This is a genomic window from Tepidibacillus decaturensis (assembly GCF_001561915.1).
Taxonomy (GTDB): domain Bacteria; phylum Bacillota; class Bacilli; order Tepidibacillales; family Tepidibacillaceae; genus Tepidibacillus_B; species Tepidibacillus_B infernus.
Genome location: NZ_LSKU01000001.1, coordinates 205,476 through 221,330, shown reverse-complemented (window position 1 = coordinate 221,330; position 15,855 = coordinate 205,476). Strand labels below are relative to the sequence as shown.

The 15,855-nt window shown below is 35.9% G+C and carries 13 protein-coding genes; 2 read left to right on the top strand and 11 right to left on the bottom strand.

What is annotated here, in order from left to right; genetic code table 11:
* Window positions 1-572 precede the first annotated feature (572 nt).
* The 11 genes from U473_RS00970 to U473_RS00925 all read right to left on the bottom strand — a co-directional run bounded on the left by U473_RS00970 (window position 573) and on the right by U473_RS00925 (window position 9,564).
* Window positions 573-2,132: a glycosyl hydrolase family 18 protein gene (locus tag U473_RS00970; RefSeq protein WP_082732297.1), complete on the bottom strand. Its 1,560-nt coding sequence runs from the start codon at window positions 2,130-2,132 to the stop codon at window positions 573-575.
* Window positions 2,133-2,219: 87 nt separating this feature from the next.
* Entirely contained in the window at window positions 2,220-2,648 is a 429-nt protein-coding gene (locus U473_RS00965; protein WP_068722548.1) for a Fur family transcriptional regulator, read from the bottom strand.
* Window positions 2,649-2,731: 83 nt separating this feature from the next.
* On the bottom strand, window positions 2,732-3,397 hold the full coding sequence (gene nth, locus U473_RS00960) for an endonuclease III (protein WP_068722546.1): 666 nt from the start codon (window positions 3,395-3,397) through the stop codon (window positions 2,732-2,734).
* A gap of 221 nt (window positions 3,398-3,618) precedes the next feature.
* A complete protein-coding gene (locus U473_RS14670) occupies window positions 3,619-3,771 on the bottom strand; it encodes a hypothetical protein (RefSeq protein WP_161937259.1) in 153 nt (50 codons plus the stop codon).
* 98 nt (window positions 3,772-3,869) lie between these two features.
* Window positions 3,870-4,421 carry a cob(I)yrinic acid a,c-diamide adenosyltransferase gene (locus U473_RS00955; protein ID WP_068722544.1) on the bottom strand — a complete coding sequence of 184 codons (552 nt, stop codon included), beginning with the start codon at window positions 4,419-4,421 and terminating at the stop codon, window positions 3,870-3,872.
* Window positions 4,422-4,452: 31 nt separating this feature from the next.
* A complete protein-coding gene (locus tag U473_RS00950) occupies window positions 4,453-5,406 on the bottom strand; it encodes a D-2-hydroxyacid dehydrogenase (RefSeq protein ID WP_068722542.1) in 954 nt (317 codons plus the stop codon).
* A 140-nt stretch (window positions 5,407-5,546) separates the two neighbouring features.
* Window positions 5,547-6,032 (bottom strand): thioredoxin-dependent thiol peroxidase, encoded by a 486-nt coding sequence (gene bcp, locus U473_RS00945; protein WP_235589047.1) that lies wholly within the window; start codon window positions 6,030-6,032, stop codon window positions 5,547-5,549.
* A gap of 74 nt (window positions 6,033-6,106) precedes the next feature.
* Complete coding sequence (locus U473_RS00940; RefSeq protein ID WP_068722538.1) at window positions 6,107-6,472, bottom strand: DUF4363 family protein; 366 nt, start codon at window positions 6,470-6,472, stop codon at window positions 6,107-6,109.
* A 20-nt stretch (window positions 6,473-6,492) separates the two neighbouring features.
* On the bottom strand, window positions 6,493-7,218 hold the full coding sequence (locus U473_RS00935) for a YetF domain-containing protein (protein ID WP_068722536.1): 726 nt from the start codon (window positions 7,216-7,218) through the stop codon (window positions 6,493-6,495).
* A 49-nt stretch (window positions 7,219-7,267) separates the two neighbouring features.
* Complete coding sequence (locus U473_RS00930) at window positions 7,268-8,044, bottom strand: DUF421 domain-containing protein (RefSeq protein ID WP_068722534.1); 777 nt, start codon at window positions 8,042-8,044, stop codon at window positions 7,268-7,270.
* 134 nt (window positions 8,045-8,178) lie between these two features.
* A complete protein-coding gene (locus U473_RS00925) occupies window positions 8,179-9,564 on the bottom strand; it encodes a class II fumarate hydratase (protein ID WP_068722532.1) in 1,386 nt (461 codons plus the stop codon).
* Window positions 9,565-9,818: 254 nt separating this feature from the next.
* Between U473_RS00925 and U473_RS00920 the strand changes: the two genes are divergently transcribed.
* The gene (locus U473_RS00920) at window positions 9,819-11,105 is read left to right on the top strand and encodes a glutamate-1-semialdehyde 2,1-aminomutase (protein WP_068722531.1); all 1,287 of its coding nucleotides are present in this window, start codon (window positions 9,819-9,821) and stop codon (window positions 11,103-11,105) included.
* A gap of 272 nt (window positions 11,106-11,377) precedes the next feature.
* Complete coding sequence (locus tag U473_RS00915; protein ID WP_068722529.1) at window positions 11,378-15,841, top strand: glutamate synthase-related protein; 4,464 nt, start codon at window positions 11,378-11,380, stop codon at window positions 15,839-15,841.
* Window positions 15,842-15,855 lie beyond the last annotated feature (14 nt).

Below are 15,855 nucleotides of genomic sequence, written 5' to 3'. Positions count from 1 at the left end.
CATGCTCATTTGTCAATCATTCATTTTAAAAACTTTTTCATCACTTATCTCAAGTATTAAGCTTGTTAAAAGCGACGAAAATTATCTTAATATGAATCATAATTTTGTGTCAATACTTTTTTATAATTACTTGTGTGATTTAGATTACAATTTATTTTTAATCTTTTAAATCACTTAACAGCTTTTATAATTTATCATGGACATGGTTTTCTTGTCAATTGGTTTCAAAAAACTTTTTCGAAGTAAACACTATTGACATAGTTAAAAAATACTTTATAATAAAAAAGTACATTTCTTTTACTCTTCCTGAAATTTATATATTTCTTTGCCTCTCTTTATGAGAGGCCTTTTTTTAAATAAAGAAAAGTATAACTTTTCTTCCCCTTATCATTTGAGTTTGTATATTCCATAAGCAGTATACAAACTTATTTTATATTAAGATGGCTTTTTAATAAAATTTGAAAAAACTGGCCAAAACTCCTTTTCCTCAAATCCCCTTCTCCAGGCAGCTATTCCAGCCAATCTATACTTTTTCATTAGTTCAATACGTTTTTGCATAGAGAAATGATCTTCTAACCAAATCTTATAAGTGATAGAGCCTTCCTTTTTTTCAACATAATGCTGACCTGATTCAGAATCGTATTGAATTTCCACATTATTTTTTTAATCCATTCTTTTGTTTGTTCCATTGTAAAAGTCTTTGATGTTACTTTTTTATTTCCTGTTTCATCAATCTCTTCTTTCCATAATCGTGTATAAAAAGGCACACCTAAAATCAATTTATCATTTGGTACCTCTTCAAGAATACCCTTAATTCCTTTCTCTACCCAAGGAATCGAAGCCACAGAACCAGCTTTTGGACTTGTTGCCCAATGTTCGTCATATGCCATCAACATTACATAGTCTACAATTTCCCCAATCTTTTTCCGATCATAAAACATAGACCAGTTTTCGCTCAATGATTTAACTGTAACATCTATAGATACTGTTCTTCCTTTTTCGTGCAATAAAGGGGTTAATTCTCTTAAGAATTGAACAAGCTCCTCTTTGTCCTTTAAATAAACATTTTCAAAATCTACATTAATTCCATCTAATTGATATAATTCCACATAACTTAATAACTGTTTGATTACTTTTATTCTTAACTTCGGGTCATTTAGCATACTATTCGTTAATTTAGCGTCAAAGCTGTTTGAAAATAATCCCCAGACCTGATAGCCTTTTTTATGCGCCCATTCTACATATTTTTTATCTGCTACGTTTTTTACTAGACCATCTTTTTGCAAATGAAACCATGTTGGCGATACAACTTGTAACCCAGACAAATTACCTATAGAATCTGGATTAACCGTCTTATTGCTTGCATACTCCCATGTTAATAAAATAGGACTTCCAATCGGATTCCATGGTTGGTATATTTCTTTTTTTATTTCATTTGTTATGATCGATGTTAACTGAACGAATCTTTTATCTACATACCCCATAAGTCCATTTTTTGTTTCTATCCAGTACCAACCCTGTTCTTCTTTTATAATATTAATCTCTTCCCCTTGTTCAATTTCTGAAATCCAAGGAGATCTTAAGGTGGGCTCTTTACGAAGTTTCGTTGTTTCTAAAACTATAGCTTGTTGAATAGGTTTCTTTAAATCGTGAATATTAATTATAGAGTGATCTAATTGAACAATTTGTAAATCATAATATTGTTGAATGGGGTCAATTGGTAGATAAATCTCTCCATTTTCCTCTATCAGTGGATAAGTAAAGTTATAAGGATCTAGGTTTAGCAAACCTTCTTTTTTGCCTAGAGGAAAATGAAAAACATTTTTATTTGTAGTAACGATTGCTATTTTCTCTTTTTGATCCCATTGAAGGGTTGGATCAATCTGTTCTTGAATAAAACGAATGGGTAAATAAAGTTGGTTATCCTTATAAAGAGCCTGTCCATCCATTAGATTACCCATATAATAAATTTGTATTTTGCCACTTTGGTTTAATTCTGCTTTTTCAAAGCTGGGTATAAAATAAACAAAGGCTAATGAACTCATTAAAAAGATAAGAACTGCTGTTATCTTTAAACTTCTAGCAAATAAATTAGGTGCCTTTTTATTCGTCTGAATCAATACCTTATCCATTCGTTACCTCCTATCCCTTCTCCTATCATAACAGTGATTTTAAAAACGTGGGATAGAAAATGCCAAAAACATCCCAAAGGATGTTTTTTATTTTTGGCATTCAACGCACAAACCATGTAACTCAACGCAATGTGAATCGATTTTAAATCCTGTGGCTTTTGCTGCAATTTCTTCAATATCAGTAATACAAGGATAAGTAAAATCTTCGATATGTCCGCAATTTTTACAAATAATGTGATAATGTTCTGACACATTTGCTTCAAAACGACTAGAGTCATCTCCAAAAGGAAGTTCCCTAATCAACCCTGACTCTTTAAATACCCGCAAGTTATTATAGACTGTAGCAACACTCATATTAGGAAATTTCTTTTCTAAGGTTTTGTAAATTTCATCAGCAGTTGGATGTGACATTGTTTGACATAAATAGGATAGTATTGCATGTCTTTGCGGTGTCATACGAATTCCTTGACTTTTTAAATGATCTAGGGCTTTTTTTAGGCTTGTATTTGGCATCATCATTCTCCTCTCATTAAAATTGAATTTTTTGTGAAATTTATCACATGATATTCGAATAAATTTTAAAAAAGTAATGTAATTTATTATCTATTTGTATTTTGTTTACCATATTTACAATAGGGAAGAACTAGACAAAAATTGCATTTAGGATTCCTCGCTGTACATACTCTTCTTCCATGCCATATTAACCAATGATGAGCATCGGACCATAATTTTTTGGGTATGCGTTTCATTAGCTGTTGTTCTGTCTCTAAAACTTTATCACTTTGAGCTAAGCCAATCCGATTAGACACTCTAAACACATGGGTATCCACCGCAATTGCGGGAATACCAAAAGCATTGCTTAAAACAACATTTGCCGTCTTCCTCCCTACTCCTGGTAGAGATTCTAAGATTTCCCGATCTTTTGGCACCTCCCCATTATATTTTTCAAATAGCATCCGACAAGTCTCAAGTATATTTTTTGCCTTCGTTTTATATAAACCGATTTCTTTGATGTCTTCCTCTAATTGTTTTTGTGTTAAATGAAGAAAATCCTCAGGTTTTTTATATTTTTTAAATAAATGTGGTGTAATTTGGTTTACTTTCTTATCTGTTGCCTGAGCTGATAGCATTGTGGCAATTAGCAGTTCAAAAGGATTGCTAAACAATAATTCACATTTGGCTTCTGGATATAAATTCGCTAAGGTTTCTAAAATTTTTTCGGTCGGTACACGGTTTGGCAATTTAACATCATTTAAATTTTTCATAATCCACCTATTTCTATTAAAAAGTATATCATGTCATTTAAGAATTTTTGTCATTTAAAAACGTCTAAATAATGAAAAATATTCAGCCTTTATGACTGAATATGTTTTTTTATCATAAAATGTAATTGTTATATTGTAAAGATGCTAATGTTACTTTCTTTATTAAAAAATAAAAGAGCACAGGATTTCCTGCACTCTTCTTATATGTTCTTTAGTTCTAATTATTTTGTTCCTTGGTCATCCTTATTGTAAGTATTTTGAGTAAAGGATTGAGCTGGAGCTTCTTGTTGAACGTTTTGAGCTACACTTTGTTGAGCTGCATTTTGTAATGCACTTTGTTGAGCAGATTTTTGTTGTTTTTGTTGTTTTGGCATAATCTTTTCCCTCCTTTCCTTTTACAAGAGTTAGTATTACCTCTAACTAAAAGACCATTCCTAATTTCAGGTGGAAAATGGAGGGAACTAAGAAAGTACTAGTACTGAACTGGAGTAAAATGATTTTCCTTCTTTCCTGATTTCATATTTATCCAGCGGGCTGCAACAAATAGAAAATCTGAACATCGATTTAAATAAGCAAGAGCTTCTTTTTTTATCTGTGGTATAGAGATGGCATTTCTCTCCGCTCTTCTGATCATGGTTCTCGCCAAATGAAGTGTCGCCCCTGCTTCACTTCCACCAGGTAAAATAAATTGTTGTAATTGAGGGAGTTCTTGATCTAACTTGTCAATATATTGTTCGAGCCTTTCAATTTGTTTAGTATTTAATGGCCAATATACTTTTTCACCAACCGGTGTTGAGAGTTCGGCACCCACATGGAAAAGGTCGTGTTGAACGTTTAATAGCATATTTTTTAACAATTCCAATTCATTATTCTGGTCTATTTTAGCTAATGCTAATCCAATCATGGAGTTGGCCTCATCTACTGTGCCATAAGCTTCTACCATCGATTCGTTTTTTTTCACCCTTTTCCCGCCTGTTAAAGATGTATATCCCTGATCTCCAGTTTTCGTATAGATTTTAGCCACAAAGACCACCTCTTTTTCATATTCATAGAGCCTAGTATCCCTTACTTAATTCAACCCTATTTAGCATTTGATCTATTTTTTTGTCTAAATATTGATCTAAATTATACACGAAGATCTCTAACGCTCTTTCCATATATTTAGGAGATCTGCCAGATAAATGAGGTGTAATGATACAATTTTCTAGTGACCAAAAAGGATGTTCAGCAGGCAAAGGTTCTTCAGAAAAAACATCTAAGACAGCCCCGGCAATCTGATTACTTTTAAGTGCATCTACTAAAGCTTCCTCGTCCACTACTTCACCACGAGCAATATTAATTAAGTATGCGGTATTTTTCATCGCTTGCAATTCTTCTTTACCGATGAGATGATAAGTTTTGTCTGTTAAAGGAACAATAACGACAACATAATCACTTTCAGCCAATAATTCTTTTAATTGTGATGGTCTATATACTTTTTCGACATGGTCAACAGGTCTTCCATCCGTATTCATCCCAATTACACGCATATCAAATGCCTTAGCCTTTTCCACGATTCCCTGACCAATTGATCCTAAACCAACCACACCTAAAGTAGTTCCGTTTACTTCAGCTACGCGAATGGTACGATCCCAATGATGAGCTAGTTGGTTTTTATAAATCTCATTTGTCTTTCTAACTAACTGCAAAATAACGCCCATGGTATACTCTGACATTGGTTTATAATGGATGCCTTTGGCATTTGTAACTAAAATGTTCTTTTCCATTAACTTAGTAAATGGCATTTTGTTTATACCTGCACTAATCACTTGGATCCACTTTAAATCTTTACTTTGTTCTATGACTTCAGCTGTCAAGTCCTCACCATATGTAATCAAAACGTCTGCTGTTTTTAACTCTTCCTCCGCCCCCGCTATATCATCGAAAAAGAAGAATTGAACCATTGGGTACTTTGTTTTTAGATTTAGTTGGTGTTTTTCACTCATTTTCGCTGACGATACGATTTTCATTCTCCCCCACCTCTTATTCAAATAGTATACATAATTATATATTTCTAGTTGTACATTGATTTTTCCTGTCTTTCAAAGTCTATTTTTGAGGTAGAAAACGCAAAAAAGTCACCCCTAAAGGATGACTTTGTAGCATTCTATTATGATTGTAAGGACTTGATAAATTCAAGTGCAGCTTCAACATGCCCTTTCACTTTTACTTTTCTAAATGCTTTTAATAAATTCCCTTCTTTATCAATGATAAAAGTGGAGCGATCGATTCCCATGTATTCACGACCATAATTTTTCTTTAATACCCATGCTCCATATTTTTCTGCAACTTGATGATCTTCATCTGAAAGTAATAAGAAAGGTAATTGATATTTTTCAATAAATTTAGCATGTGATTTTAATGGATCTGGACTAACACCTAATATGACCACATCCAAATTGCTAAATTCGTCATGACGGTCTCTAAAATCACAGGCTTCTGTTGTGCAACCTGGAGTATTATCTTTTGGATAAAAATATAGAACAATAAATTTCCCCTTAAAGTCTTTAAGACTTACTTCTTCTCCATTACTAGCTGGTAGAGTAAAATCTGGAGCCTTTTCTCCAATTGTTAATATTTCCTCTGCTTTTGCCAAAATCATCCACTCCTTTCACCTATAGTCATTGTAACAATGTCTTTTTTTAAAATCAATTATTAAGGTGAAGCATCCTATTTTCCTAGATCATCCCAGATTATTTTTATTCGTTCAATCGTGGTGATCAGCGTTTTTTGATCTTTTGCCTTTATAGCCCCCTTCATTGTCGCCATTTCGTTTTCCACTTCCTCTAAGAAATCTCGCTCTACACTAAATTGAATTCTGTTTTTTACTTTTTCCCAGGCTTTAAACCCTTGTTTTAATTCTTGATCAGCTTCTTTCCATTTACCTTCATCTACCAATTTTTCAACTTTGTTGATTTGCCCTATTACATCGTCTTGTTTGGTTAATGACTTCTTTAAAAAAACTCCACTACCCATCATTACAACAAAGATTAGAAGTATCAGAGATACAACTACAAAAATAACCCATTTTTTCATTTGAGACCTCCTAATATGTTTTAATATGGCCCCTTAAAATCCCCGATTTCCATTGATTGGATAGCATCGGGAAATTTGTCTATATATAATTGTTCATTTGGTAAGATTACAGCAAAACTCACTTGTGAAAAATCATCAATTCCTTGTGCTTGCAACTGTTGTTGTAACCATTCTCTCGTTTTTTTTCTGTTCTGAAGATTTTGTTCAATGATTTTCCCGTCTAAAATAACTTCTGTCATAAGCTGATTTGGAGGAACAATGATTTGTAAATCCTTTCTAGTCACTGGTTCATATTCAGCCTTTTTAAGCACTGTCAATTTACCGTCAGGTTCTAATAAAGCAAATTCTACCTGTGTAATATCAAAAATATCTCTATCTCGTAACTGCGATAACAGTTCATCGTAACGATACCTTAAATTTTTGAGATTTTGTTCTAAAATTTTACCATGCTGAATAAGAATAGTAGGTTGGTCATCTACCACTTTGGCCATCCATCGGTGTTTAATCGCTAAACGCTGTAATAACCAAACTAAAACAACCCAAGTGGCAAGTCCAAGCCATTGGGGTAATGGTTTTATTGAGAGGTCTATACTTAGGGATGAAGCCGCTGATCCTATGGTAATTCCCGCCACATATTCAAATGCGGTAAGTTGACCCACTTGTTGCTTACCTAATAGTCTGGTAAATATCAATAGGGTGGTAAATGCGATGACTGACCGAACAATTGTTACAATCGATTCATCCATTTTAAAACGACTCCTTCTCACTGCGGTTTAATATAGTCATCTACGATCCCTAAATCTTGATCTTCTGGCTCTTTTTTTGCACCTGCATCGTATCCTCATAAATATGGGTGAACATTCGTTGTTGGTCTTGTGGTATGTTTCCTTGGTTTGTATCATCATTCTGATCAATGATTAGATTGTTCTTTTCATCTAACACAGCTAGAGAAATCGTTTTAATCATTTCTTCGCTATATCCTTGCAAAGATAATCTTGTAAAAAGTTGTTCCGGTGATAGGTTTATTTTAGCCAAATTATCATATTGGATGACACCGTCGATGATTAATGGCACAGGCAAACCCTCATATCCGGGCACATAGGAAATATCATTAGGTGTTAATGGCCTTTTGGATGAATTAGGAATGACACTCATTTTCCCCGTCTCTTCCAAAATAGCAAATTCCACATCTTTTACATGACTAAATCCTTTGTAACGAAGTTCTGCTAACATTTCCGTTAACGTGATTTTGGCCTTATTTAAACCTTGTTCATCAATATTCCCATGTCTTACAAGAACAATGGGCTCTTCCTTTAATTTCCTGCCCCATTTATTTGACCGTAAGAGATAGGAATAGATTGCAGCTGTTGCAGTAATAATTCCTGCTGGAATAATCAGCTCTGCAAAATGATCTGTACGAATTGGTTCAGATAGGATATGGGTAAGCATAATCAGTAAAAAAATTTGAAAAGTTGGCATCTCACTGAAACTTCTTTTGAATACAACTTTCAATACAAAAAAGCCAATGGCAATCATAGTGATACTAAGGCCAGCAAGTCTAAGCCATTCCATCTATCTATTCCCCCTTTTTCTTTATCTATAATAGATTTCGCTATTTTCACTCTGCTTATACAAACACAACAAAACCCACAAAAGTGACATCTTCCTTCGAAGCATACTCCGATTACTTTTGTGGGCTTGTTTTTCTATACCATTTTGTTAACATCTAAATATTGAGCAATTTGCTCATCTGTTAGAATCCCTTCATCCTTTACAACTTCTCTTACTGTTTTACTAGTTGCATAAGCTTTTTTGGCTACTTCTGCTGCTTTATCATAACCTATCGCCGGATTAAGGGCAGTGGCTAAAGCTAAACTTTGTTCCATTAGTTCAGCACAGCGTTTGGGATTCGCTTGAATTCCTTTTACCGAACGATCATTAAAGGCTTTGATTCCGTTGCTCAGAATTTGAATGGAATGTAATAGATTATAAGCAATCACAGGCATCATCACATTTAATTCCAATTGAGACGCTTGACCAGCAGAGGTAATGGTTGCATCATTGCCGATCACTTGACTTCCGATCATATTCATCATCTCAGCCATTACAGGATTTACTTTTCCGGGCATGATCGATGAACCTGGTTGCACTGCTGGGAGTGTGATTTCAGCTAATCCTGTTCTTGGACCAGAACTAAGGAGGCGAAGATCACTTGCAATTTTGATTAAATGAACGGCTAAATTCTTTAACGCCCCACTTAATTTGATTGCACCCTGCGTATTTTGCATAAACATGAAGCGATCTTCAGGTGTTCTAAAAGGTAAACCTGTTAATTTTGCTACCTGGTTAATGGCTAACTCGGCATAGTTAGGATGAGCATTAATTCCAGTACCTACTGCATTTCCTCCTAAACCGATCTGATAAAGTAAATCTGAACTCTCCACAATGGTTTTCTTTGCTTCAACTAACGTCATTTGATAACCATAAAATTCTTGACCTAATCTCATTGGAACAGCGTCCTGTAAATGAGTTCGCCCTGATTTGATGATAGAGTAAAAATCTTTTCCTTTTTGATTTAAGGTTTCAATAATCTCATCGAGAATGGGTAGTAGATCATGTTGTACTCCTTCTGCTGCTGAAATGTTGATCGCTACGTGAATTGTATCATTTGTCGATTGGGCCATATTAACATGGTCATTGGGATGAATGATTGATGTATCCCCTTTTTCCCCGCCAAGCAATTCAATTGCCCTATTGGCTATCACTTCGTTAGCATTCATATTTTGTGAAGTTCCTGCACCAGCTTGGTAAACATCTACAACAAATTGATGATCCCATTTCCCATCGATCACTTCTTGTGCAGCCAGCATAATTGCTTCTGCCTTCTTTTGTTCCAAAGCCCCAACTTTGGCATTGGCATATGCTGCTGAATATTTAATGATACCTTGAGCCCGGATAAATCTTCTAGGTAAATGTAGTCCGCTAATCGGAAAATTCTCAACTGCTCTTTGGGTTTGCGCTCCATAATAAGCATCTTTTGGGACTTTTACTTCTCCTAATGAATCTCTCTGAATTCGAAATTCGCCTTCCATCTGTTTTGCCTCCTTACTGTTCACCCTTCTATTTTCTTTCCTTTACTCTTCCTTTGTATTTCTTTTTTATGCCGTTTACCTATCATTTGATTCTTATCTATTTATGAAAACGTTTTTTTCATCATATCAAATTTTTTTCAAGAAGATTTGAAGCAAAGTTTTTTTCTGACACTTCCATTCACAAGTATTTTCTATGCTAAAATGTTAATATGGAGAAAATGGATATAAATAGAAATCGTAATAGGGGGAAAGAAATGACTAGAGTAAATTCCGAAAGCTTATACGAGCAGGCACTAGAAGTGATTGTAGGTGGAGTGAATAGCCCTTCTCGCTCTTACAAAGCGGTAGGTGGTGGCACACCAACATTTTTTGAAAAAGCAAAAGGCCCTTATATGTGGGATGTTGATGGAAAGCGGTATATTGATTATTTGGCAGCTTATGGTCCCTTAATATTAGGACATGGCCACCCCAAGTTAGTAGAAGCCATTACAGCTGCAGCAACTGAGGGTACCCTATATGGCACTTCAACTCCTTGGGAGGTTAAGTTTGCGAAAATGATTCGCGAAGCCATACCTTCTATGGAAAAAATCCGATTTGTTAACTCTGGTACAGAAGCAGTGATGACCACCATTCGAGTAGCCAGAGCTTATACAGGAAGGACAAAAATCTTAAAATTTGAAGGATGTTATCATGGACATTCTGATTTAGTCCTTGTCGCCGCAGGGTCAGGTCCTGCCACACTTGGTATTCCAGATAGTGCAGGAATTCCACAAAGCATTGCTAGAGATGTGATTACAGTTCCCTTTAACCAGCTAGAGCCATTAAAAGAAGCATTGGAAAGATGGGGAGAAGAAATCGCTGCAATCTTGGTTGAGCCGATTGTAGGGAATTTTGGTATTGTCATGCCAAAGCCAGGTTTTCTAGAATCAGTGAATGAACTTGCCCACCAATATGGCGCATTAGTCATTTATGATGAAGTCATTACTGCCTTTCGCTTTATCTATGGCGGGGCACAAAATCTCTTAAATGTGATTCCAGATATGACAGCACTTGGAAAAATTATTGGTGGTGGTTTACCAATTGGTGCGTATGGTGGTAAAAAGGAGATTATGGAACAAGTAGCTCCTTTAGGTCCAGCCTATCAAGCAGGAACGATGGCTGGAAACCCTGCATCGATACGAGCAGGAATCGCTACGCTCGAAGTTCTTTCTGATCAAAGTCTGTATGAACAAATGGATCTGCTGGGAAAACAATTAGAGGAAGGAATCACCCATTTAGCAGAAAAATATGGACACGAAATCACCATTAATCGTTTAGGTGGCGGATTTACAGTTTTCTTTGGTTCCCATCCAGTTGTAGATTATAGAGGAACTCAACAAACTGATACAGAGAAATTCGCAAGGTTCTTTAAGCTTTTATTAGAAGAAGGAATTTTAATTGCCCCTTCAAAATATGAAGCTTGGTTCTTAACGATTTCCCATACCGAAAAAGAGATTGAGGATACGTTGACAGCAATTGACCGTGTTTTTTCAAAACTATAGAAGCTCTTTCTTAAGGCAAGTTGACATGTATAATTTTTGCATAAATGAGATGGCTGTTTTAAAAAAGCCATCTCATTTTTATTTAGCGATACAAAAGTTTATCGAATAAATTTTAAAACGCTTACAATTGAATAAAAGCGCTTACATACGAATAAATAATCACAAATCCTATTGTGTGCTCATAAAATACATGATATGATTTAATAAATTTTTAGAACAATATTACATTTGAGCGTTCAAATATGACTTTTTAAAAAATAAATAGGAGGTGTATGGTCAGTTTGACCGATAAGATGAAATGGATCGATGAACATGATAGTTGTGGCATTGTTGCAGTCATCGAGAAGAATGGTCTTCCCACTAACGATAATCTTCATAAAACAATTGATGTTTTAAATAAACTAGAACACCGTTCTGGATTTATTAATGGAGAAGGAGATGGAACCGGTTTACTAACAGATATACCAAGAAAACTTTGGGCTGAGAAATTATCTTCTAAACAAATATCACCCCAGCTAGCTTTTGAGCCTAAATTTGTAGTCGGCCATATTTTTATTGATTCCACGGCTGATTCCTATTCAACTATTCAAGAAAAAATTAGAAAACAATTCGCAGAATATCAAGTTGATATCTTATTAGAGGAAGAAAAACAGGTTGACAATAGTCAATTAGGACCTAACGGAAAACAACGTGAACCTCTCTTTTGGCAGATCGCCTGTATATCAAATGTTCCAGTAGAGGAAATACAAAATCAGTTATTTTCTCTGTTAATCGAGATTGAAAAAGATCGAAAAGTCCATGTGGCATCATTAAGTAACCACTCTGTTGTATATAAAGTGATGGGCACTGCAAAAGTATTAAATCACTATTTTTTTGATCTAAATAGCCCATTATTTGAAACCCGAGTTTCGATTGGCCATAATCGCTACTCCACCAACACCTTGTCCCACTTTTTTCGCGTACAACCCTTCTCTTTACTTGGACACAATGGTGAAATTAATACGATTCAACGCTTAAGAGATGAAGCGACGATGTTAAATATTCCACTTGTACATGAAGGTAGCGATTCACAAGATTTAAATCGTGTGATTGAAGGCTTAATGATCCGTCATCAATTCTCTTTATTCACAGTAATGGAACTTGTTTTCCCTCCTATTTACAATGAGATTTGGAGAATTGATACCAACCTAAAAGATTTATATGCTTTTTTAAGACATTTATGGGGACCCTTTTCCCAGGGACCAGCAGGTATTGTTTCTAGATATGAAAATCAATGCGTCTTTAGCGTAGATGCGCTTGGACTTCGTCCACTCTGGCAAGTGGAAACAGAAGATACCCTTTATTTTTCTTCAGAACAAGGGATCGTTGCATCAAAGCAAATGGTAAGTGAACCTAAGTCTTTTGCACCTGGAGAAAAGGTTGGGATTCTTCTTCAAGAAAATCAACCGATTATACGATTAGACCATCAACAAATACAGCAATTGGTTTTAAAAGAAGTATACACTCGTTATCCTATTAAAGATTACCAAAAAAAGTTAAATCCACCCCACTTTCCTAAAACCAGTTCATTTTATCCTGAATTTAAAGAAATCCCCAATTCCGTCTACGCTGGTTTTGGTTGGGAAAAGGAACATATTGATTTGGCTGAACAAATGGCCACTACTGGTAAAGAACCGATTCGATCTCTTGGATATGATGGCCCCTTGGCTATTTTATCGAAAGAACGCGTCAATCTAGCAGACTTTTTAAAAGAAACAGTTGCTGTAGTTACCAATCCTGCCATCGATCGTGAACGAGAAATTGAACATTTCTCTACCAGAATGATTTTAGGGGGAAGAGAAACTTTTAGTCCCCATGAAGTAGGAGATATTTCCTTTGAGATTAAAACACCGATTCTTTTAGAAGGAGAAATAGCGCAAAATATCGTTTCAGACCTTGGAACAACATCTTTAGAGCAAACCATTGCCTATTTTATGCAAGAAGCAAAAGAGTTCGTTGCGATCCTTTCTTTAACCTTCAATCCTGATCAATCGATAAAAGAACGATTAGAACAACTAAATCAGGATGCTATACATGCTGTGAAAAACGGGGCTAGGGTGATTATTTTAGATGACCAAGAGCTCTTCAATGGTTTTAAACAATTATGGCTAGATCCCCACTTAGCGATTGCCTCTATCGATATGGCTTTAAAGAATGAATACATGGAAGGGGAAAACCTTAGGAGAAAGGTAAGCATTATTCTTCGTTCCGGGGCAATTCGTCATTTGCATGATATTGTCACTGCAATTGGTTTGGGAGCTGATGCCATCTCTCCTTACCTATTATTTGCTACTGTTTCACAAAAGCAGAATGAAGATTCAATCAAAAACCTTTTTGATGCACTCAATAAAGGAATCGAAAAAGTGATCTCCACCTTGGGGATTCATGAGCTTAGAGGCTATCAACGATTATTTTCATCAATCGGATTCCATCAAGAAATTGCAGACATTTTAAATATCCCTAATTTCTATGGAAATAAAAAAGCTGGCTATTCTTTTTCTCATTTAGAAGAGGATGCTAAAAAACGAGCTGATGATTTTAATCATCAAACTCAACCATTACGAAATTACCGTTTAACCACTCGGATTTGGAAGGCGATTAGTCAGGTTGCATCTGGAACTGACTCATATCAGATTTACCAAGAAAAACTTCGTGATCAAGAATCTGAAAACCCGATTGCACTTCGCCATATCCTTGATTTTAAGGATGGGTTCGAGCCAATTCCAACTGACGAAGTCCATATTGGTATAGGGCAACACGATTATCCTTTTGTCATTAGCTCTATGTCCTTTGGCTCTCAAAACGAAATTGCTTTCCGAGCCTATGCTGAAGCTGCTTATCAACTCAATATGATGAGCTTAAACGGTGAAGGCGGCGAAATTAAGGATATGTTAGGTATGTACCCAGAACACCGAGGGATGCAGATCGCATCAGGACGTTTTGGGGTCAACATTGAATTGATCAACTCCTCCCATTGGATTGAAATAAAAATTGGGCAAGGAGCAAAGCCTGGTGAAGGGGGCCATTTACCGGGGAGTAAAGTTTCTCACAAGGTAGCTGCCGCTAGAAATGCGACTCCTTACGCTGATTTGATTTCTCCTTCTAACAATCATGATATCTATTCTATTGAAGATTTAGCTCAAATCATATCGGAATTAAAAACAGGAAATCGTTTAGCAAAAATTATTGTCAAAGTCCCTGTTGTTCCTAATATCGGGACGATTGCTGTAGGAATAGCAAAAGCTGGTGCAGATGTTATTTCTTTAAGCGGCTATGACGGGGGAACAGGCGCTGCACGTGTGCATGCAATCCAGCATGTTGGTTTACCAATTGAAATAGGCGTGAAAGAAGCTCATCTTTCCCTAATCGATTCAGGATTAAGATCAAATGTAGAGATATGGGCTGATGGGGGCGTCCGCAGTGGTAAAGATGTGGTAAAGCTCGTTCTTCTAGGAGCAAATCGCATTGGGTTTGGTACTTTGGCCATGATTGCAATTGGCTGTACGAGTTGTAGAGGATGTCATTTAGATACTTGTCATGTAGGCATCGCGACACAAATAGAAAACATCGAAGAAGCAAATCAAAGAGGATTGAAACGTTTTGTACCTAGACAATTTGAACAATCTGTAGAAAATTTAAAACGTTTATTTACTGCAATCGGAGAAGAGGTTAAAGAATTAACGGGTCAACTTGGAAGTAAATCATTACAAGATTTAGTAGGAAGATCTGATTTATTGTTCCAGACGAAATATTTAGATCTGCTAGATTTAAAACCATTACTTGTTCCGGCAACGGTTCATAAGCAAGTGGTCAAAATAAAACAAGCAGCACAACCACTTTCACTAGCAGTTGGTGCAGAGGAAATAAATGTTCAATCATCTTTTGAGGCCAATGCATATGTAGATTCGATCGTGAATAGCACAAACCGGATGCTGGGTACTAATCTATCCGGTAATCGGGTTCGATCTTATCTAGATGGGAGCTATCGTTCTCATCCACCTGTTCAACTCACTTTGAAAAAAGGTTCTATTCCTGGTAATGGTTTAGCTGCCTATCTTGCCGATGGCATAAAAATCGAATTGCAAGGTGGAGGGCAGGATGGGTTAGGAAAGACAGCCTATGGTGGAAAAGTGAGTATTATGAAGACACCAAATAAAGATGGCGTCTATCTCAATGGTTCTGTAGGTAAAGGATTCTGCTATGGTGCGCAAAAAGGATTGTTTATGATTCAAGGAAATGCTGATTCCAGGGCAGGAATTCGTTTATCAGGTGCAGATATGATTATTGGTGGAGAGATTACTTCTCCCCTTCAGGATCATCTTGGAGGAATTGGAGAGAGAGCTAATATTAAAGGCTTCGCCTTTGAATATATGACAAATGGCCGGGCAGTGGTATTAGGAGATCCAGGTCCCTGGATCTGTTCAGGAATGACTGGCGGAACAATCTACCAACGACTTGTGCCAGAATTTGGGCTCGATATTGATGCGATAAAACGTCGAATTGCAAAAGGAGCCAAAGTAGAGATTCTTCCGTTAGATGAAAAAGGTAAAGCTGATTTAACTGAATTACTTCATCTATATATTCAAGAATTACTTAAATCAGGTCAAAAGGAAACAGGAAGCCGACTCTTGCTTCTACTAAATGATTTAGACTCACACTTTGTAAGAATCGTCCCTGCAAACTCTCTTCACCATTAACCCACAAAAGTAAG